Origin of the sequence: Microcoleus sp. B7-D4 (assembly GCF_036705125.1) — a bacterium.
GTDB lineage: Bacteria > Cyanobacteriota > Cyanobacteriia > Cyanobacteriales > Microcoleaceae > Microcoleus.
In genome coordinates this window covers 82,844-103,677 of record NZ_JAUBTT010000016.1, presented here as the reverse complement: position 1 = coordinate 103,677, position 20,834 = coordinate 82,844, and the positions used below count along the sequence as shown (strand labels likewise).

The following is a 20,834-nucleotide window of genomic DNA, read 5'->3' as shown; positions in this document are numbered from 1 at the left end:
GCCCCGCCCGTCCAAAACGGACGGGCGGGACGCCCATCCCACAATAACAATTAAAATTGTAAGTTATTTAATTCGCGATCTTAACTTCCTGATTTTTGCTTAATAAAAAACTGCTCTCATGGCTGAATCTTCCAATTGGACGCACCTCCACGCTCAAGTGCACAGGACGCTGCTGTACCGACAAATATTGCCATCAAATCAGCGATTGCTAGTAGCAGTATCCGGCGGGCAAGATTCTCTGTGTTTAATTAAATTACTGCTAGATTTGCAGCCCAAATGGGGGTGGAACCTAGCGATTGTTCACTGCGATCATCGTTGGCGTTCTGACTCGGAAGCCTCGGCCAATCATGTAGAACAATTAGCTAAAAACTGGGGAATATCCTACTATTTGGAAACAGCCTCGGACATCCCCAAAACTGAAGCAGCGGCCAGACAGTGGCGATATCAAGCTTTAACCGAAATTGCGATCGCCCACAACTACCCCTACATTGTTACAGGCCACACAGCCAGCGATCGCGCCGAAACACTCCTCTACAACCTGATTCGCGGCAGTGGCGCCGATGGACTTTCTGCCCTCACCTGGACACGGCCCCTGCTCGATTTTCGATTGCCGATTTTCGATTTTCGAGTGGGGAATTCCGGCGAAAATTCCAACTCCCAAATATCGGCCGATTTTAGATTGGAAAATCAGGATGAAAATTCCCAATCGAAAATCCAAAATCTAAAATCTAAAATCTATTTAGTTCGTCCCTTGCTCGAAATAACTCGATCGCAAACAGGTCAATTTTGTCAAGAGCAAAAACTACCCATTTGGGAAGATTCCACAAATCAAGACTTGCAATATAGTCGCAACCGGATTCGATCGGAATTATTGCCTTATTTGGAAACTCATTTCAACCCAAAAGCCCAACAAGCCCTAGCTCAAACAGCCGAACTCCTCCGCGCCGACGTAGAATATCTGGAACTTGCAGCCAGCGACTTGCTACAGCGAGCAATGTCTCCAATTGCAGACAGCCCCCAGGTGAATTTTCAACTTCCCGTCAAGTTAAATCGCCCGATTTTGCGGGAAGCACCCCTGGCCTTGCAGCGACGGGCAATGCGGCAACTACTGCAACAAATATTGCCCTCGGCGCCCAGTTTTGAAAGCGTAGAAAAACTAACCAGCTTAATCGTAGCGCCCAACCGATCGCAAACCGATCCATTTCCTGGAGGAGCGATCGGTCGAGTCGAACACCCTTCGATAATTTTACATATTAAATTTTAACCTGTGATCAAACCCGAAAGGACTTGCCGCAAATCGGAAACTACCCGATCTTGCTCCTCTCCAGTCTGCTGCACCCGATCGAGTTCCCCCGCCGCCGCTTCGAGCTTTTGGCGTAGCGCAGTCAAATTGTCCTGCACCGGCTGCAACATTTCTTGATAAACATTCACCCTGCCCCAGAGTTGCGCCACTGCACCTTTCTGGTTGAACAAATTCTGCTCTAACTGCTTGAGTTCGTAGCGTTTCGCCTCACTTTCCCCATTTTGGCGGTTGACATTTGCCTCAATTTGGGATATTGCTTCCCGCACCTGCTGAATTTCGTTTTCCAGTCTTTGCAATTCTTGGCTTTGCTGCTGCCGCTGAGTATTGAGCTGTGCCACAATCGGCCCCAAATCAATATTTCCTCGCTCTTGTTTTGGAGCATTAGCAGTACCCAGCCGCCGCCACAGCACCGCCTGATGCTGCTTTAAAACATCTTCCCGTTCCTGCAACCGGAGGCGCTGTCCCACCAGAGTTTCGTTTAACATCTGATAACTTTCGAGTTCATCTGCCATTTCATTTTCCAAAGCCATGCGATCGTACTCGCTAGCAGCTTGAATTTTCCCTTGGAGCTCCTCGATTGTCTCCCGCTGCAGAGTCAACTCTTCCTCTTGATCGTTAACAAACCGGAACACCTTTTCCAAATCCTGTTGCAGGTGTTGCACCAGCCCCTGTAACTCATCAACAGGCATCTTCTCCAAAGCTGACACATCTACTTTCTGCTCCGTACCCGCAGTACCCGAAGCAGATGCCAGCCTGGAAACTTGCTGGTAAAGATCCTCAACAGCCCGCACCTGCAAAGACACGGACTGAGCCTGATCCTGCTTAGCGCTGAGGGTACTTTGCTGCCCTTTAAGCTCCGCCCGAGCCCCGGCCAAAGCATCTTGAGATTGGTACCACTCTTGCCAGCGGTTTTGGAGGCTCTGATTTTGTCGATCGACTTCTTCTTGTTGCTGTTGAGCTATGCTCTGTTTTTGCTCCAACTGCTGCCAGTGCTGATCCAGAATTGCCTGCTGAGCGCCCACCGCACCAAAAGACTGATTCAGTTGTTCCCGCACCCCTTGAGCCGAAGCAATTGCCCCTCCCAACTTCTGCATCAACTCCTGAATCCTCTGAGTCTGCTGCTCATCAATTACTGCCCCCTGGGGAACCTCAGACTGCTGTTGGGCCACCCGTTGCTGCTCGCCCCGCAACTGTTCCCAAGCCGTCTCTATTTCCACGCGACTGCGATCGACTTCTTCTCGCAGTCGGTTAGCTTCATCTCTAGTATTTTCTATTTCCGAGCGCTGAGCCTCCAGCCGCTCCAACTCCTCTTCCATTTGAGCCAACTGCTCTTCGCGGGCTTGCATTTCCATTTCCCGGCGATTGAGTTCCTGACTCGAAAACGTCAGAGAAGCCTTCCACTGTTCAATTTCCTCTTCCTTATCCTTAAACTTGTCCTGCAATCGCGAGAAATTTTGCAGAATGCTCACCAACTGGCGGGCCGCCTCCTGAATCCGCTGCACTTGCTTGCTAGCGCTCAACTCAACCAGCACCAGCGTGCCGTCGTTAAACTTATTAGCTTCCTCAACTGGGATCCCGTCATCGCCTGGTACGGCGCTCCAGTTATGTTCGCCCCGCTGACAAGCTAGCAGTTTCAGTTCAGCCTTACCGCCACCGAGACCAAAGCCGCTTTTCTGTTTTTGTACTTCCGCTAGATACAGCACACTAATAGTCCTCTGCTTCGTAAAACCTATCCCAACTTACTTTAAGTTACTTAAAGGCCTAAAAAATAAGTGGTGTTTACTTCCTACGCTGTTGGGTAGACGGCTAATCCCAACATAAGTAGGCTATCCCCCTTAAGCCCCAGGTTCTTGACTAAAGATAACATTGTGTGCGATCTTTAGTCAACTTCCCTAAAGTAAAAAAGTATAGGCAAGTAAGGATAACTTTTTGCCACTTAAGTCTTACTTTTTGGTATCGTTTGCCCAATCGGGGGATAGCATTTTTTCCTAACTATAGCAGCACTCACCCATAGCACGTCCTCACGGGAGAACTTCCAGAAAGTACGGCCGCCGGCACTTGTCTGGAGGAATGAGACAGCAGTATCAATGCCGCTTGATTCCAGACTAGCTCTCACTGCGGGGACTGCCATAGGCCAAACCTGAAAAAGGTCAGTCCTTGAACCTCCCCACCTCTAAAGCCGGGGGATTCTTGCCCACATTCAAGGCGACAACGGGACATTAAAATATCCCTCTACTCACTCAAAGAACTTTACTTCTCCTGGAGCGCATACTTGCTGAGTTCTTCCTATTTTTAAGGTTGAACGTGACCTATGCTGCAATTATTTGCCCTTTAACTATTCCGAATTAATCGGATTAGTGCGTTGCCGGGGCTGCTCGCCCTCTAGGATATTTCAATGGGTTGAAAGTTATTCTTACTCTGGCGAATTGCTCTTTGCCAATTATACCACCCTGGTTTTAGCAACACCATCGTTTCACGAGACTTAAAAGTCCCTACCGACTGATCCCCAAATCTAAATCCCCATGTCGTTAGCCCAGGGCTTGCCTCTGGCGTTTCGATCCAAAAGTTTCTATAGATTTTACAACGCTTTAGTTATGGGTCGATCGTCAGAAAAGCCATCGCTGCCCCCAAGCGGACGCCATCCTCCGGCGGACTAGGGATTTGAACCGCGCTGCCTTAGAATAGGGTAATGACGCGAGCCTATGACGGAGCCGCGGGCGAGCAAAAAGGTCGATCGGCACTGAGGGTTTTCCTGACAACTGCCAACCAAGGTTCATTTTGACTGCACCTGATTTTAGGGCTGTGGCAAACCCAAAAAAACCTCGATCGCAACTCATCCAACCCAACAGACTAGCCTCAAGTTCCCATAGGGGATCGATCGGCACTTGCTGCTGGTAGCAGCGGTAAAACCAGAGAATCCTTGGTATTTTGAAGTTGACCTACGCCAAGATGTGCTGGAGAAACTGACGGCATACTCAGCCAAAAACTTCAAAACTTTGGCATCGAAGGCTTGAATCCGTCGGGAATGCCAGCGTTGCACACTCGAAGAACCCGTGCCAGCGTGCGATGTGGATTCTACGAGTTTAGGCAATAGGCAACAGTGGGAATAGAAGGTGAAACTCTACACTTAGAGAATGCCGCGAGTTTCGCGGTTTCAGCTTGTGGACTGGTAGCGCGGCCGAGGATCGGCAGCAAGTATCGCCCTTTCGTCAATTCCCAATTGTGAGATCAGCATCAGCGCGTAAATTATTGACGGAAACTAAAGTCAATCTTTTCGCCCGCACACAGTCTTTCCGAGCTCAGACGCCAACGGTTTTAAGGAGGATACTTTAGCTGCATGCAGGGAAATTTGAGTGAAATAGACATCCGCAGCATCCTGCAATTGATTGAGTTAGGTCAGCGAACCGGAGAACTGTTCGTAGAGGCCTACACCTCCACCGGCAGCAGCACGGGTACTCAACCTACGCCGCGCTCCCTTGCAGGACAATCCTGGTATGTCTTCTGCTTCAACGGTCAGATTATTTACGCTACCCAGAGTGCGGGCAGTTTGTTTCGGTTGCGCGACTACCTGCGCCGCTACAAAGCAGATACCGCCCTCGACAAAATCCAAGTTCCCTATATGGCATCTACCAATGCCCCAGAATACGGCTATCTATGGGCCCTGCTAGAAAACCACATCCTCACCCCAGCTCAAGGGCGCAACATCATCCAGAGCATGATCCACGAAACCCTATTTGACTTGCTCAGTCTCCACCAGGGTTCCTTCACTTTTGAAATGGGCCCAGCTTTGGCTCCTCAACTGACCAGCTTAGAAATTAGCTCGCTGCTGGCCAAGATTGTCAAACAGGTGCAGCAGTGGAAGCAGTTTCACCCTCACATTCAGTCGCCCAACCAATGCCCGGTGATTTCAGACCCCTCCGAACTGCGAGTCGCGCTGCCTGTCAATACCTTTAATACTCTCAGACGCTGGGCCGACGGGCACACTTCGATCCGCCAAATGGCGCGCTACCTCAACCGAGACGTGCTGACTGTCGCTAAGGCGATTTACCCATTTGTGCAGCAGGGATTGGTGCAAGTATTTTACGAACCTTCTGTTGCCCCCACCAACAACAAAAAAGAATGGTCGTCCCCAGAAACCAAGGTTCCCAGAGTTGTCTGTATTGACGACGACAATACTATTCGCAAAACAGTCGAGTCAATTTTAAATGAACACGGTTACGAAGCTACTACGATCGGCAATCCCCTCCAAGCCCTGAGTTTGGTGTTTCCACTCAAACCCGATTTAATTCTGTGTGATATCGCCATGCCGGAACTCGACGGCTACGAAATTTGCGCTATGCTGCGTAGTTCTAGCGCTTTCCGGCAGACGCCGATCGTTATGCTGACGGGCATCGACGGATTTATCGATCGCGTTAAAGCCCGCATGGCCGGAGCTACAGACTTTTACACGAAACCTTTTGGTGAAAGCGAGTTATTGATGCTGGTAGAAAAATATGTGGGCCCGGGCTACCCTCGGGTCAATCTCTCGGAAAGATTATTAGAGCGCTCGCTAGAAGACCAATTAGAAGAAAAATAACTTTCGCACCGATGCCATGATGGGAGCTTTTTTGTACCTGCGGTTAAATCGAGTCTCCGCCGCCCCAAACAGAAAGCTGGGGGTACTATTGGCGATCGCACCATAAACTAGAATGTATAAATCCGCGCGCTGGCATAAGGGCGTCGGTAAAACTCTGTTCAATTTCTAGACCCAACTGGGTCTAACACGCTCAAAGTGCAAATATAATATACTTGTTATCCACTTGCAGCCGCTCCGAAAAACTGATGTACAGAGCTACTTATGGCTAGGTATTTCTGTACAAAGTCAGAGAGTCCAATTCTCAGTCTTAAGTGGCTCCGTTCATGATTGTCGCGACACCAGCCATGTCAACAACTCCTCGCTAATGCCCGTATCGGTTTAGCATTCATCGCAGAAATTACCCAGAGTTTTACCAATTGAGACGGCGGTGGGAATACAAAGTGAAGCTTTAGGGGTTTCAAATTAATTGTTCGTAGTCGATTTGAGCTAACTTGTAAGCCTTGGTCGCGCGAATTTATTGATGGCAGTCAATTATTGACGGAGAAAATTTATTGCCAAGGGCCTCCGGCAGTCGCGCCATTCACCCCTTGGCTGTGTCAAGCTTGGCTGTGTCAAGTTTCGACCATCGAAGTTTCGATCGGGTTATTCTTGGCGGGAAACCTCAACAATTTTTGCTAGAAATGCAGGTGTCAGAATTATGATTAGCGGTAGCCCAGACTTTATATTACCAGGACTAGGCGTAGATCCGGCTCCGGAATTCCAAGAACTAGAAACTCCCGAAGGCGAGCTGCACCTGCGGTTCTACGTTCCTTCGGGGAACGAGTTCGCACTGCCGGCGACAGGGATTAGAGAGGTCCTATCCCCGTCCCCAGACCGCATGACACCGATCCCCAACGTTTCCTCTTTGCTTTTAGGTACGCTAAATATGAGAGGACGAGTGATTTGGGTGGCAGACCTCGGCCAATTTCTGGGAGACCAAACACCTCTGAACACAGATAGACCCGAAATCCCGATCGTGGCTGTGGAAGACCAAGACACGATTTTGGGGTTGGCAGTCGATCGAATTGTGGGGATGGACTGGCTCGACGTAGAGCAACTGCACTCTCAGAACAATGCACCAGACGGCATGATTCCATTTCTGAGGGGAGAATGGATGTTAGGTGCACCAGCTCAGAAAGTGCTCCGACTGCTAGATCAAGTGAAAATTCTGCGCTCGGCGCGGTGGGCAGCGTGAAATCGATTTTAGATTTGCGATTTGCGATTTTCGATTGAGGTCTAACCATCAACAGTCACACGACTTGAGGCGCGCATCTAAACATTCAATTCAACATAAAAATCAAAAATCTCAAATCTAAAATCTAAAATCCAAAGAGGGCGGCAAATGGCAACAAGTACCAACTTTCAGCAGGACTACCAACGGGCAGAAGCGGCCTACATGGAGGGCAATTATTCAGAAGCCGCAGCCCTAGTTTATCAATTAGTAGAAGATTTTCCCGAAGACCCCAGCGCTCGCCTGCTGTGCGGACACATTTACTGCTACGGACTGCAACAGTATGAGGTGGCGCGGGAACAGTACACGGTTGTGCTAGGCCTGAGTGACGACCCGAGTTTGGTGGAACACGCTCACAACGGAATTACCTACACAGACCAATTTTTATCTGGAGAGCTGCAAACGGAAAATTTCGAGGCTTTGTCTGCTGAAACGGAATTAGAATTCTACCCAGACTTATCACTCGATGAAGGGTTAGAAGACCCGGATTTGGGACTTTTCCAAGGAAATTCCCCATCCCTTTCCTATAGAAGTCAATCCCCAGACGACATGGAAAACGAGGACTTGGCCGACTTGGGCATGAGTGGCTTGGGGTGGGAACCAGAAGACGACGATGGCGCAGGCTCAGTCCCAGATTTAGCTTCACATTCTAACCCGTTTGGTGGCGACAGCGGCGGAATGGCAGCTTATGCTGAGAACTCCGACTCGCTAGACATAGACGAGTTTGCCGACTCGGACTTTGGAGACCCCTTTGCCTTAGATGATGGAGGGTTTGATGCTGCTGACTTGTCTAGCAGTAAACAGTCTGGTTCAAGCGCACCTTACTCAGGAGATTCGTTTTCAGAAGCTCCGACTCAGATGCTCAACGGTCAAAGTTTTGCCTCTTCAGAAGTCGGGAATTCCTTCGACTCGAACCCACTAGACTCCCCCATCGGGCCCTCGGACAATTTTGGCGAACCTTTTGCTGCGCTCGATTTGCCAGACGAATTCGACGATAACTCGGACTACGACTACCAATCCCCGCCCCAGAGTGGCCAAAATTACGGTCATAACGCACCCTATGCCGAAGAGGAAGACCCCTTTGCCGAGGCGATGCCCTCGTCGGGTTTCGGGTCTTCTCGACCTCAAAACAAACAGCCGAATAACGGGTCGGACTACTCGTCAAACTATTCGCTGGCGGAAGACGAAACGCTGTTGATGGGAGGTGCTGTCCCCAACTCTCAAAGTCAAAGGTCGAGCCGGGGACAATTTAATTCAGTCGATCCCGCCTCCGCCAACAGCAACGGTTACAGGGACTCGGAACCCCCGGCGTTTGGCTCTAGAGACAACTTCGAGTTAGATGCTTTTGAAGACGACGCTTTTAGCGATTCTTTCTCTTTCGACGAAAACGAACAAGCGACAGCTTTCGGGGCGTCCGACAAGAACCACAGCGCCTGGTCGTCAAAAGCTGGGAACGCTCAAGAACACAGCGACTTTTTAGACGAATTTGACGAGTTTGACGATTTAGGCAATTTGCCGGACTTTGATATCTCAGAAGATGCCAGCAGTTCGATATTGACTAGAGGTAACACCAATTTCGGCAACTCGACCAGCGGCATGATGGGAACGACCGGGAGCAGCCTGGACTTTGACAACAGCGATGGCTCAGCAATTCGGGATGACGAAATATTTAGCATAAGCGGCCCGGCTGATACGTCTGTATCGACTTTTTCTCCCACCGAAACAGAAGCGGTCGATACTTCGGTAACAGTAGAACAGGGGGGACTGGCTTTCTTGGAAAATGCCCCTTTGTTTACAAAACAGTTGTACACGGCAATCGGGGCGGGACTGGTTTCTCTGGTAGCTGTGGCTTTTGTCACCAACATTGCCTCCTATCAAGCTCTGCGGCAAGACAAACCGGAGGCGATCGTTTACCTGCGCCAAACAGGCTGGGTAATGACCGCAGCAGCAGGCTTTACGAGCTTTTTAACTTCTTGGGGCATCGGTCAGTTGATCGCCAAGCAGGTACGCAAGTCGTCGGATAATTTGCAAGCTCAGTTCGATGCCGTATCTCAAGGAACTTTGGATGCTCGCGCTACGGTTTACTCGGAAGATGAATTTGGTAAAATGGCTGCTAAATTCAACCACATGGCGAAGGTCATCCAAACCACGATTAGCGATACCAGGCGCAAGTCGGACGAGCAGGAACAGGCAAAAGAAGACTTGCAGCGCCAAGTGATTCGCTTGCTAGATGACGTGGAAGGAGCGGCTCGGGGTGACTTGACGGTGACTGCGGAAGTGACGGCAGACGTTTTGGGTGCTGTTGCTGACTCGTTTAACTTGACAATTCAAAATCTGCGCGAAATTGTCCATCAGGTGAAGCAGGCGGCTCGGGAGGTCAGCAAAGGCGCTACGGATAGTGCTAAGTTTGCAGGCGATTTGTCTTCCGACGCGCTGCGGCAAGCTGAGGAACTGGCGGCAACGCTGAATTCCGTGCAAGTCCTCACCGACGCGATTCAGCGGGTCGCAGAGAGCGCTAGAGAGGCGGAAGAAGTGGCCCGGGGCGCGGCGGCAACGGCTCTGAAAGGAGGCGAGGCTGTGGAGCGGACGGTGGCCGGGATTTTGGAAATTCGAGAAACGGTAGCAGAAACCACGCGAAAAGTCAAGAGGTTGGCGGAAGCTTCTCAAGAAATTTCTAAGATTGTGGCTTTAATTGCGACGATCGCCTCCCGGACGAATTTGTTGGCCCTCAACGCCAGTATTGAGGCGGCGAGAGCTGGGGAAGCGGGCAGGGGTTTTGCGATCGTGGCAGACGAGGTGCGACAATTGGCAGACCGATCGGCTAAGTCTTTGAAAGAAATCGAACAGATCGTGATGCAAATTCAAAGCGAAACCGGCGCGGTAATGACGGCGATGGAAGAAGGGACGCAGCAGGTTATTGAGGGGACAAAATTGGCAGAACAGGCGAAGCGATCGCTTGAAGATATCATTCAAGTAACTAACCGAATTGACGTGTTAGTGCGATCGATTACTGCCGACACTGTAGAGCAAAACGAAACAGCTCGCGCGGTCGCCAGTGTGATGCAAGCAGTGGAATTAACTGCTCAGGAAACCTCCCAAGAAGCGCAGCGAGTTTCGGGTGCTTTGCAAAATTTGGTGGGCGTTGCTCGCGACCTTTTGACATCGGTGGAAAGATTCCGAGTAGAAACAGCAGAAAGACAATAATCAATTGTCTAATGCTTGTTTTGCGGCATGATTTACAATCAGCTTTGTGTGGCAATAATGGCCTACAAAAAGCAACCTCGCAGTCGTGAAACCGCTGCGGGGCTGCCACTTCAACACCTAAAGGAAGTAGGAGTTGCACGATGGACGACAACATAGTAGAAGTAATTACTGGCATATTTGGTGAGATTCAGCCGACGGGCTGTATTATCTGTACCCTCTCAAAAAACAGCAGGGGCTATGCCACCAAAAGACTTCGGATTAACGGTGAATGGAAAACGCTGACCGTCCACCGTTTAGTATTAGAAAATGTTTTAGGTCGTCCGATTAGACCGGAATACTTTGCTTGCCACACTTGCGATGTCCGCAACTGCATCAATCCCAACCATTTATGGGAAGGTTCTAGACTTGAAAATTCTCAAGATAGGTTTAAAAAAGGACGAATTAAAGATGTCGGAAGTACATCTGCTCCTCAACCTCAAAAACAAGTGCGAGGCATAGAAGTAATTCCAGGCATTCGCGCTGAAATACAGCCGAACGGCTGCATGATTTGTACCTTGGCTAAAAGAAGTGATGGTTACTCGGTGAAAACTATCAAGATTAACGGGAAAAATCAAAGTTTCTATCCCCACAGACTTGTACTGGAACACAAACTGGGAAGACCTGTAAAACCCGGTTATTTTGCGTGTCACAGTTGCGACGATCGCGGTTGTGTCAATCCTGACCATTTGTGGGAAGGAACCCCCGCCGATAACTCCCGCGATGCCATAGAGAAAAACCGCTTTCCTTTCGTTCCCGGCAAGATATGTCCTAACCGCAAACTCAAACCCGAACAGGTGCGCGAGATTCGCTATCTTTTAAGTGAGGGCATATCCAAAAGAAAAATAGCCAGGACATTTGCCATATCTCGCAGTCAGATTATTCTCTTGGCAAGGGGCGAGATCTACAAAGAGCTTCTCTAGAACTACTAACATAGACCCAATACAATAACGATTAAAATCAGGAATAAAACTATGCTACCGGAGCAACAACAGAGGATCATGGGCTACTTTATTGAGGAGGCAAAAGACCACCTCAATACGATCGAACAAGGCTTGCTGAATCTGCAAACCACGATCGAAGACCCAGAACTGGTCAACGAAGTATTTAGGGCCGCTCACTCTGTCAAAGGAGGAGCAGCAATGCTGGGGCTGACCAGCATTCAGCAAACAGCTCACAGACTAGAAGATAGTTTTAAAGTTTTAAAAGAGTGCAGCGTTAAAGTAGACCAACAGCTAGAGTCCCTTTTTCTGCGAATTTTTGACACATTGCAAGGGCTGTTAGAGCAACTGTCGGGGCCTTTTGGACTGACAGAAGAATTGGGAGAACAGATGGTTCGAGAATTAGAACCAGTATTTGAAGAACTCAACGGGCACTTGGGGGGACTCGTTGGACACGGAGAATACCATGCAGACGAGAGCAGCGTTCTGGCCGTACCCGAACCAGTTATGGCGGGGGTGGGAGTCGGGGCGTTTGCCTCATCAAGAAGTTTTCCAGATTCGCGGTCAGTTTACGCACCTGATGCCAGAGCAACAGAAGACAGCGCCCTGCAGCTAGTATTTGAGTCGGACGTGCCGGCGAGGATGCGGGAACTCCTGCAAGAGTTCAAACAGCCCGAAGGGCCAGAAAGCAGGCGGCAACTCAAGAACATTTGTCGGAACTTGCTCAGGGCAGGGGAAGAATTTGAACTGCCCTACTGGATAGCATTGATCCAAGCTGTATCCAAGGCGATCGCCAACCCAGAAAATACCTACCGCACCTTAGCGCCAACGGTGATCAAAGACATCAAACAAGCGCAAGAACTGGTAATTTCTGGTCTAGAATCGTCGATCGCACCAAGCGCAAAACTTCTGTCGCTGCAGCCGGCTGTTCTGGTTCCAGAAACGGATTTTGAAGATTTGCTGGCCTTTGCTCAACCGAGTAAATCCGGGAAAAATGTGGTTTCTGTTGAGGATGAGGCCTGGGATATGGTGGGTTCGGGCGATTCCCAGGATGGATTGAACAAGTTGCTGCCGACTATTTCTGGGCTGAGTATAGACGAGCTGTTCGACCAACTCGACAGCGGCGACAGCAACCATGACAATGGCATTCGATCGTCCCAGTTCGACGAAGATTCCGTCTTCGCAGAATCGGATATAGAGACGGGTGCTTTTAGAGGCTCGACCCGCACCGGCCCGGAAGTGGGCGCGGCAGAACTCAACACTTTAGCGGACTTGTTTGACGGCGAGTCCCCGGATCTCGACGGCGCTTGGGAAGAAGAAGAAGACCTCGACTATGCACAGTCTTCTGGGATATCGGCTGCGGGAATGCTGGGGTTAGACGAGGACAATTCCGGCGATTTTACTGATTTGTTGTTTGACGAATACGATGCGGCAAGTTCCGAAACGAACACGAAGCCTCCGATTGACGATTTGACGAGTTTGTTTGGGGAGGATTTGCTGTTTGGAGACGAGGCAGAGGGCTCGGCAGTAGCTCCCGGTCAGAAAAATGCGGGTTCGAGCCAGCGGTTAACTAGCAAACACCTTAACACGGGTAACGGTAAGGGCCGTTTGGAGCGGCGAGACGACACGGTGGCCCCAGCCAGGGGACAAGCTGACGAAGATGCTCTCGGTACGCTTTTGGACGAAGTGGCTGCCCAAACTTCTGCTGGTGGTACGGAGGACAATGCTGATTTCGAGAACTTGTTCGGCGATTTAGGCTTATCTGAGACAACAGGTGGGCCGGCAGTCTCTTCGGAGTATTCCCTGAAGTCTGAGGCTTTAGACGGACAATCGAAGAAGCCTGCAGGGGGGGGCAAGGATTTAGGGGATGCCGAAGCCCTTGCTCTGCCTGCAATGGATGATTTCGAGTTGCTCTCTGAGCTTGGCGAGGATTCGGATTTGAGCGAGCTGTTGGGGATTACTTCTAATTTCCTTTCTTCAGAAGACGAAGCTGGGGAGAACGGGGGCGATCGAGATCGAGCTGCAGGCATCCCACAAAATGAGGAAATGGGCAACGTTCTTAACATGACATCAAATTCTGATTTAGATATCTCTGCGGATGGAAACTGGCTAGAAGAGGCTTTCGGCATGGAAGACGAGTCTGTGCAATCGCTCAACCTGGATCTGGACGATACGGATTTAGATGCGCTGTTTGGGGATATGACCTCGGGTTCGATTTCTGAGGATGAACAGACTGTGCGGGATGGGCAAGGAGTGGCTACTTCCCGAGAAGCGGCAGATTTGGCTGAGCTTTTCGGTTCTGTACCTACGGGTACTGAGTATGACGGAGAAGCTTCGGGGCAAGGCCGTGGGCGTTGGCTCAATGATGGGAATTCACAATTGCTGAGTGCCGGTGTGGGAGTTGATGAGGGCGACTTGGGGAGTTTGTTCGACAACAATAACAATGGTGCGGCTGTTTCCGACCAAGGCTTGGCAAATTCGGCAGAGGTTGAACTTGGGGCTTTGTCCGACGATCGTCCTGAGTCGGAAATTTCAAATGTCGAATCTGATGAGGGCGCAGCTTTCGATTTCTTGGAGGATATGTTTGGCGAAGGCATGGTGCACCCAGGCGATGCTGGAACGGCGCCAGATGACGGCGCGGCTGTGGATGTGAACGAATTGTCTGCCCAACCTGCCGAGGGTTTGTTCGACGAGGAGGGTGCGGATTTGTTCGATCGATCCGAAACAGATGGCGCCGGGGAATCTGAGGGCGAAGATGATTTGTTTGATGCCCTGGAAACGGATTTTTTGAGTGCGGATTTAGAGCCGCTGCCTGCAGAATCTCTCGATGGTATGTTGGAGGGCGATGCTGACTTGCTCTCGGCGAGGGAAACCGGGGCTACTCTCAACAACGCAGAGTTGGAGGGTTTTGATGATTTGTTGGATTCGATCGATGCTGAGGTTCTGGTGACTTCGGAACTGACGACCGGCTTTTGGGACGCTGAGGACGACTCGGCCGAGGCAGATTCCTCGGAGTTGGAAGAGGGATCGCTGGCAGACTTTTTTGCCGAGGGCGAATCAGGCGATGAAGATGATGCCGAAGGAAATTTTGACGATTTAGAAGCACTGTTAATTGCAGGGGGTGCTGGGGCTGTCATAGCAGCTTCTGGAAGCACAAATCAGAGTCCGGTAAATACAGAAGTTTTCTCGGATCTCGAAGAACTCCTCAGCGAGAGCGCAACTATGCCGGAAATTCCTGCACCGACAACTGCTAGTAAAGCTCCGCGCACTGCTGCCGATGAGAGCGACGACGAATTTGGCGATTTGGAAAAACTGCTGGAAGATCCCAAGGACAGCGGCCGCCAAGGGGAAGGCAATATGGGGCCGTCGGCGATCAACAGACCCAGGCGGAATCCCCGCGCGGGCGGGTTCGGCGACCAGACGATGCGGGTGCCGGTCAAGCAACTGGACAACCTCAGCAATTTGATGGGGGAACTGGTTGTGAACCGCAACAGTTTGGAGCAAGACCAAGAACGGATGCGGCAGTTTTTGGACAATTTGCTGCACCAGGTGGCGCTGCTGAGCGATGTGAGCCAGCGGACTCAGGATTTCTACGAGCGGAGTCTTTTGGAGATTGCTTTGCTGGCAAACCGCCAGGGACACCGATCGGCCTGGCGCTCTGAGGATTCGGCCCACACCCGCGAAAGTGCCTGGAGACCGGAGGAAATGGACAGGTTTACTCCTTTCCACAGTTTGGCTCAAGAGATTATTGAGCTGATCGTGCGGGTGCGGGAGTCGGCGGCGGACATTGAGTTTTTGGTGGATGAGGCGGATCAGGTGACTCGCCAACTGCGACAAGTTACGACTCAACTGCAAGAAGGTTTGACTCGCGCCCGGATGAAGCCGTTTGCGGAGACGACGGACAGGCTGTTCCGGGCGGTGCGGGAAATCGCGATTAAGTGCGGGAAGCAGGCTCAGTTGCAGGTTGAGGGTAAGGAGATTTTGATCGACAAGATGATTGTGGATCAGCTATATGACCCGATGACTCATTTGGTGAACAATGCGATTACTCACGGGATCGAAGCGCCGGAGGTGCGTCTGGCGGCTGGGAAGCCTGCAGTCGGCAGGATTACGATTCGGGCTTTCCACCAAGGGAACCAAACCGTGGTTTCGGTTTCAGACGACGGGGCCGGAATTGACCCGCAAAAGGTGAAGGCGAAGGCGATTAAGCAGGGTATGCTGACGGCGGCTCAGGCTCAAAGGATGTCTCGCTCGGAAGTTTACGATTTGCTGTTTATGCCGGGGTTCAGCACTCAGGAACAGGCGACGGAGTATGCCGGCCGGGGGGTCGGTATGAATGTGGTGCAGACTTCGTTGCAGGAGATTCGCGGTACTGTGTCGATCGATTCAACGATCGGCAAGGGGACTGTGTTTACCATCCGTTTACCTCTGGTGTTGAGTATTTCTAAGGCTCTGACTTGCATTAGCGATCGCGCTCGCATTGCTTTCCCGATGGATGGGGTCGAAGATATGATCGATGTGCCTCGCGATCAGGTGACGACGGGGGCGGATGGTTTGCCTTGCATTGAGTGGCGGGGTCAAAGCTTGCCGTTCCGGCCGCTGCGGGATCTGCTGGCTTACAGCCGCCATTTGGGTCGGGGCAGTGTTTACGGGTTTAATACTGACGATGACATGATTTCGGTGATCGTGCTGCGCTCTGCTGGCAATTTCTTGGCGGTGCAGGTGGATCAGGTTTCGACGGAACAGGAAATTGTGATCAAGCCGTTGGAAGGGCCGGTGCCGAAGCCGATCGGGATTGCTGGGGCTACCGTGCTCGGAGACGGTCGGATCGTGGCGATTGCGGACGTTCTGGAGCTGATCGATTTGGCTACGGGAAGGCTGCGGAAGGACACTGGCGGAACGCTTTGGGATGAGGGCGATCGGGCTGCTGCGGAGGCGGAAATCGAGAAGACTGAGCCGACTGTGCTGATTGTCGATGACTCGATTACGGTGCGATCGCTCTTGTCGATTACTTTCGAGAAGTCTGGCTATCGTGTGGAAGAAGCTCGCGACGGTAAGGAAGCTTGGGAAAAGATGAAATCTGGTCTGCCTTGCGATATCGTTTTCTGCGATATTGAGATGCCGAGAATGGACGGTTTGGAACTACTTTCTCGGATGCAGAAGGATGCTGTTTTGTGTGAATTGCCGATCGCGATGCTAACTTCTCGCGGTGCTGACAGACACCGCCAAATGGCTTACAGTTTGGGCGCGAAGGGCTATTTCACTAAGCCTTATTTGGAGGAGCAATTGCTTGATGCTGCTTCTCGGATGTTGAAAGGTGAGGTTGTTGGTGCTCCGGTTGGTGTGTAATGTGTAAATCTGCTTTTATCTGCGGTTGAAAAATGGGAATTTGTTAACCGCAGATGAAATTGGATTGATTAAACCGCAGAGGACACAGAGGACGCAGAGAAAGAGAACAGAGAGAGCGATGATTCCGAGGAAGGACGAATTTGATATAATTTATCTGCGTTTATCTGTGTTTATCTGCGGTTGAAAAAGGGAGTTGATTGACCGCAGATGAAAATGGATTGATGCGGATTTAGATCGCGCTTTCGGTTTTGGTGGTAGGCTGGGAATGTGGGGTGTAGCGGAAGGGCGATCGAGGTGATTTATGGATGCTAAAGAACTTTTAGAAAGATATGCCAAAGGTGAACGAAAATTTCATAATGAACGGTTAAGTGGGGTAGACCTTAAAGGTGCTGATCTGAGTGGGATCGACCTACAGAGTGCTAATTTGACTGGAACTGATTTGAGTGGCATAAACCTAACAAATGCGAGTATTAACCATGCTAATCTGAGTCGGGCATCCCTGACAAGTGCAAACTTGAGTGGAATAAGTTGTGCTTCAAGTAATCTAAGTTTAGCAGAACTCAACGGTGCAAATTTGAGTAAAGCAAATCTGAGTGGCTCCAACTTGACTAATGCTAATCTTGAGATGGCAAATCTGAGTGGTGCAAACCTAACGGCTACTAACCTAAGTAGAGCCTCCTTGTTTCAGGCCGACTTAAATAGAGCTAACTTGACTAACGCTCATCTGACTGGAGCAAACCTGGCTGAAGCAAATTTAACTGCAACAATTCTAAATGGTGTAAAATTCTTAGAGGCAAATCTCAACGCTTGTAAACTCAGGGCAGTCAATTTGACAAAAAGCAATTTGTCAGGAATTAAGTTGATTGATGTAGATTTAAGTGTGGCAAACTTGGAAGAAGCTAACCTAAAAAAAGCCTGTTTGCAAAGCTCGAATCTCGAAAGAGCTAATCTACAAGGAGCCAATTTAAGTAGAGCCGATCTAAGTGGAGCAAACTTGAAAAAGGCAGACTTAACTAACGCAAGAACTTATGGTTGGAATATCGAAAATGCAGACTTCACTGGTGCTACAATGCCTGATGGAGAAATCTACCAGCCTGAAACCTCTGACGCAGAACTCTACCAGCCGGAAACTTCGGAAAAATTCTCCCAAAAACTAACATCTATGACGCGCAAAATTATTCGTACTGACAAAGCACCGGCACCCGTGGGCCCTTACAATCAAGCGATCGCCGCTACGGGCACTATGCTGTTTGTAGCTGGCCAAATTGCGATCGACATTAGACTAAACGATATAGTCTACACCGAGGATGTGGCAAAACAAACCGAACAAGTTATGGCAAATCTCGAAGCCATTCTCACAGAAGCCGGCGCTACTTGGTTGGATGTGGTAAAAACTACGGTTTTCCTTAAAGATATGAATGATTTTGCCGCCGTGAATGCGGTTTATGCGAAATATTTTGATGCGGAAACTGCACCGGCGCGCGCTTGTGTGGAGGTTTCGCGTTTGCCGAAAGATGTGTTAGTTGAAATTGACTGTATTGCTGTGATTTGATTTCATCTTCTTTTAGATGCCCGACTTTTTCAAGAAGTCTGGTTTCTGGATAGTTTTTTTTTTTAATATTTATGAGCGATTTAACCGCAGAGGGCGCAGAGGGCGCAGAGGAAGAGGGGAGAGAGATGAATAATTCCAAGGTTTACTTATAGCAACCGCCGAGGGTAAAGTGCGCGACTGTATTAACTTCTACAGCCGATCGCACAAAGTCGATCTGTCGCTGTCGCGCACCCTACTCCCAAATCAATCTGAAACAATCAGATTTAATCTCAATTAGCAATTAATAATTACTAATCACCAGTTACCAATTAGCAATTAGCAATTACTCTAAAAGCAATTACCAATTACCAACTGTAAACTATTTATTCAGCGCTTCGCGGGCGGCTACCGCTTCGTCGGGATGAATATTCAAGCGGGTCAAATTAATTCGACCTTTGTTGTCAATTTCTCGCACTTTGACAATCACTTCATCGTTTACAGCTAACTCGTCTTCGACTTTCCCGACGCGGTAGTCCGCTAACTGGGAAATGTGAATCATGCCTTCTTTTCCTGGCAAAATTTCCACAAAAGCGCCGATCGGAATAATTCGAGTTACGCGGCCGACATACACGTCTCCTGCATTCAACTTGCGCGTCATGCCTTGGACAATGTTGTAAGCCCGCTGAGCTTTTTCGCTGTCGTTGCCAGCAATTGTCACGGTTCCGTCGTCTTCGATGTCAATTTTGACACCGGTTTCTTCGGTGATGGCTTTGATGGTTTTGCCCCCAGGCCCAATTACCAAACCGATAAATTCTGGATCGATTTTCAGGGTTAGCAAACGCGGTGCAAACGGCGACATTTCCTTGCGGGGAGTGTCGATGGTTGCCAGCATTCTTTCTAGAATGTGCAGTCTGGCTGGTTTGGCTTGGCGGATGGCATTGGCAATTACATCTAAGGGCAAACCTTTGATTTTCATGTCCATCTGCAAAGCAGTAATCCCGGTGTCGGTACCGGCTACTTTGAAGTCCATGTCGCCTAAAAAGTCTTCAATTGCCTGAATGTCAGTCAAAATTCGGACTTCATCGCCTTCTTTAATTAAGCCCATTGCCGCGCCGCTGACGGGTTGGGAAAGGGGAACGCCTGCATCCATTAATGCTAGCGTTGAGGCGCAAACTGAACCCATTGAGGTCGAACCGTCGGAAGAAAGGACTTCTGAAACTACGCGAATCACGTAGGGGAAATCTTCTTTGGATGGCAAAACCGGCAGTAAAGCGCGTTCTGCGAGGGCTCCGTGACCGATTTCTCGCCTTCCGGGCGATCGCATCGGCTTGGTTTCTGCTACCGAAAACGGCGGGAAATTGTAGTGGTGGAGGTAGCGTTTGTCTTGCTGCGGGTGCAAGTCGTCCCCTAAGTCTTGGGCGTCGCCTGGGGTTCCCAGGGTAGCTGCAGACAAGACTTGAGTCAACCCGCGATTAAACAACCCAGTGCCGTGTACTCGCGACGGCAGCACGCCTACGCGACAAGAAACGGGTCGCACCTCGTCTAGCTTGCGACCGTCTACACGGACGCCATCTTCGAGGATCTGCTTCCGCATCATTTTTTTGGTAACGTCTTTGAAAACGTTGCCGATCGCCTTGGTGTTGGCGGTGGCGGCTAGTTTTACCGGATCGTCTTCCGGGAGTTCGGCGATCGCAGATTCGACTTCATTTGCCTTAACTTCGTCCAAAGCTGCATTCCGTATTGTTTTGTCTTTTTCAAATCTTGACAAAATGATGCGGATGGGTTCTTGGGCGCGATCGCGAATAAAGTTTTCCAGGGCAGAGTCTAGGGATGGCCGTTCCTCTACCACCAAATCGATGCCCAATTCGGCCATAATTTCGCGCTGGGCTTGAATCAAGTCACAGGCTGCTTCATAGCCGAAGTCGATCGCCTCGATGATATCCTGTTCTGGCAATTGGTTAGCGCCGGCTTCCACCATGATTACTCCATCAGGAGAACCAGCTACCACGAGATCCAACTCGCCTTCTTTGATTTCGCTGTAGGTGGGGTTGATGATGAAATCGTCCCCTACCAAACCGACTCGTACCGCCGCCATCGGCCCGTAAAACGGCATTTTCGCCAGCAGTATCGCCACCGAAGCCCCCGTCACCGCCAAAACGTCCGGTGGCACTTGTTCGTCCATCGAAACCGTTGTTGCTACAACTTGGATGTCATCTCGCAGCCAGCTTGGAAATAGCGGGCGCAGCGGTCGATCGATCAAACGACCAGTCAAAGTCACTTTTTCTGGGGGACGCCCTTCCCTTCGCAAAAATCCACCGGGAATTTTACCGCCAGCGTAGAGTCTCTCTTCGTAATCCACCAACAGGGGCAGGAAATCAATTCCTTCTCTCCCCTGCGATCGAGTCGCTGTCACCAAAACCGCCGTGTCACCCGACTGAATCAAAACTGCACCGCCTGCTTGAGGCGCTAGTAAACCAATCTTCAGTCTAATATCCCGTCCATCGAAGGATATTGACTTGTCTATCTCTACCATGTAGCACTGCTTCCTTATCTACCACATTCTTTCTCTGTCGGGATCGTAACATTACCACAGGATGTTTGAGAGTCCGACGCCAAAAGACAGG

The 20,834-nt window shown here is 50.2% G+C and carries 10 protein-coding genes; 7 read left to right on the top strand and 3 right to left on the bottom strand.

The genetic code is table 11. The annotated features are described in order from the left end of the window. Window positions 1-118 precede the first annotated feature (118 nt). A complete protein-coding gene (gene tilS / locus QUB12_RS09075; RefSeq protein ID WP_333146944.1) occupies window positions 119-1,264 on the top strand; it encodes a tRNA lysidine(34) synthetase TilS in 1,146 nt (381 codons plus the stop codon). On the opposite strand, the gene hmpF is transcribed toward tilS, so the two are convergent. Further along, on the bottom strand, window positions 1,261-3,006 hold the full coding sequence (gene hmpF / locus QUB12_RS09070) for a pilus motility taxis protein HmpF (RefSeq protein WP_333146946.1): 1,746 nt from the start codon (window positions 3,004-3,006) through the stop codon (window positions 1,261-1,263). The two genes, tilS and hmpF, sit on opposite strands and share 4 nt — an antisense overlap. A gap of 1,634 nt (window positions 3,007-4,640) precedes the next feature. On the opposite strand from hmpF, the gene QUB12_RS09065 reads away from it, so the two are divergent. Beyond that, window positions 4,641-5,879: a response regulator gene (locus tag QUB12_RS09065; RefSeq protein WP_333146948.1), complete on the top strand. Its 1,239-nt coding sequence runs from the start codon at window positions 4,641-4,643 to the stop codon at window positions 5,877-5,879. Here QUB12_RS09065 and QUB12_RS09060 read toward each other — a convergent pair. Continuing rightward, window positions 5,865-6,041, bottom strand: a complete 177-nt coding sequence (locus tag QUB12_RS09060; RefSeq protein WP_333146950.1) for a hypothetical protein — start codon at window positions 6,039-6,041, stop codon at window positions 5,865-5,867. The two genes, QUB12_RS09065 and QUB12_RS09060, sit on opposite strands and share 15 nt — an antisense overlap. A gap of 538 nt (window positions 6,042-6,579) precedes the next feature. On the opposite strand from QUB12_RS09060, the gene QUB12_RS09055 reads away from it, so the two are divergent. The 5 genes from QUB12_RS09055 (at window position 6,580) to QUB12_RS09035 (ending at window position 18,231) form a co-directional block, all read left to right on the top strand. Beyond that, entirely contained in the window at window positions 6,580-7,113 is a 534-nt protein-coding gene (locus tag QUB12_RS09055) for a chemotaxis protein CheW (protein WP_039887356.1), read from the top strand. Window positions 7,114-7,260: 147 nt separating this feature from the next. Further along, window positions 7,261-10,353 (top strand): methyl-accepting chemotaxis protein, encoded by a 3,093-nt coding sequence (locus QUB12_RS09050; RefSeq protein WP_333306442.1) that lies wholly within the window; start codon window positions 7,261-7,263, stop codon window positions 10,351-10,353. 140 nt (window positions 10,354-10,493) lie between these two features. After that, entirely contained in the window at window positions 10,494-11,312 is an 819-nt protein-coding gene (locus QUB12_RS09045; RefSeq protein ID WP_333306439.1) for an HNH endonuclease, read from the top strand. 51 nt (window positions 11,313-11,363) lie between these two features. Next, the gene (locus tag QUB12_RS09040) at window positions 11,364-16,679 is read left to right on the top strand and encodes a response regulator (RefSeq protein ID WP_333306437.1); all 5,316 of its coding nucleotides are present in this window, start codon (window positions 11,364-11,366) and stop codon (window positions 16,677-16,679) included. Window positions 16,680-16,980: 301 nt separating this feature from the next. Beyond that, complete coding sequence (locus QUB12_RS09035) at window positions 16,981-18,231, top strand: Rid family detoxifying hydrolase (protein ID WP_333146957.1); 1,251 nt, start codon at window positions 16,981-16,983, stop codon at window positions 18,229-18,231. A gap of 358 nt (window positions 18,232-18,589) precedes the next feature. Here QUB12_RS09035 and QUB12_RS09030 read toward each other — a convergent pair whose 3' ends face one another. Continuing rightward, window positions 18,590-20,743, bottom strand: coding sequence for a polyribonucleotide nucleotidyltransferase (locus tag QUB12_RS09030; RefSeq protein WP_333146959.1), 2,154 nt, complete (start codon window positions 20,741-20,743; stop codon window positions 18,590-18,592). Window positions 20,744-20,834: the final 91 nt, after the last annotated feature.

Coding starts and splice junctions, on each gene's coding strand:
- tilS (WP_333146944.1), top strand. CDS start 119: ATGGCTGAATCTTCCAATTGGACGCACCTCCACGCTCAAGTGCACAGG.
- QUB12_RS09065 (WP_333146948.1), top strand. CDS start 4,641: ATGCAGGGAAATTTGAGTGAAATAGACATCCGCAGCATCCTGCAATTG.
- QUB12_RS09050 (WP_333306442.1), top strand. CDS start 7,261: ATGGCAACAAGTACCAACTTTCAGCAGGACTACCAACGGGCAGAAGCG.
- QUB12_RS09045 (WP_333306439.1), top strand. CDS start 10,494: ATGGACGACAACATAGTAGAAGTAATTACTGGCATATTTGGTGAGATT.
- QUB12_RS09040 (WP_333306437.1), top strand. CDS start 11,364: ATGCTACCGGAGCAACAACAGAGGATCATGGGCTACTTTATTGAGGAG.
- QUB12_RS09035 (WP_333146957.1), top strand. CDS start 16,981: ATGGATGCTAAAGAACTTTTAGAAAGATATGCCAAAGGTGAACGAAAA.
- QUB12_RS09030 (WP_333146959.1), bottom strand. CDS start 20,743: ATGGTAGAGATAGACAAGTCAATATCCTTCGATGGACGGGATATTAGA.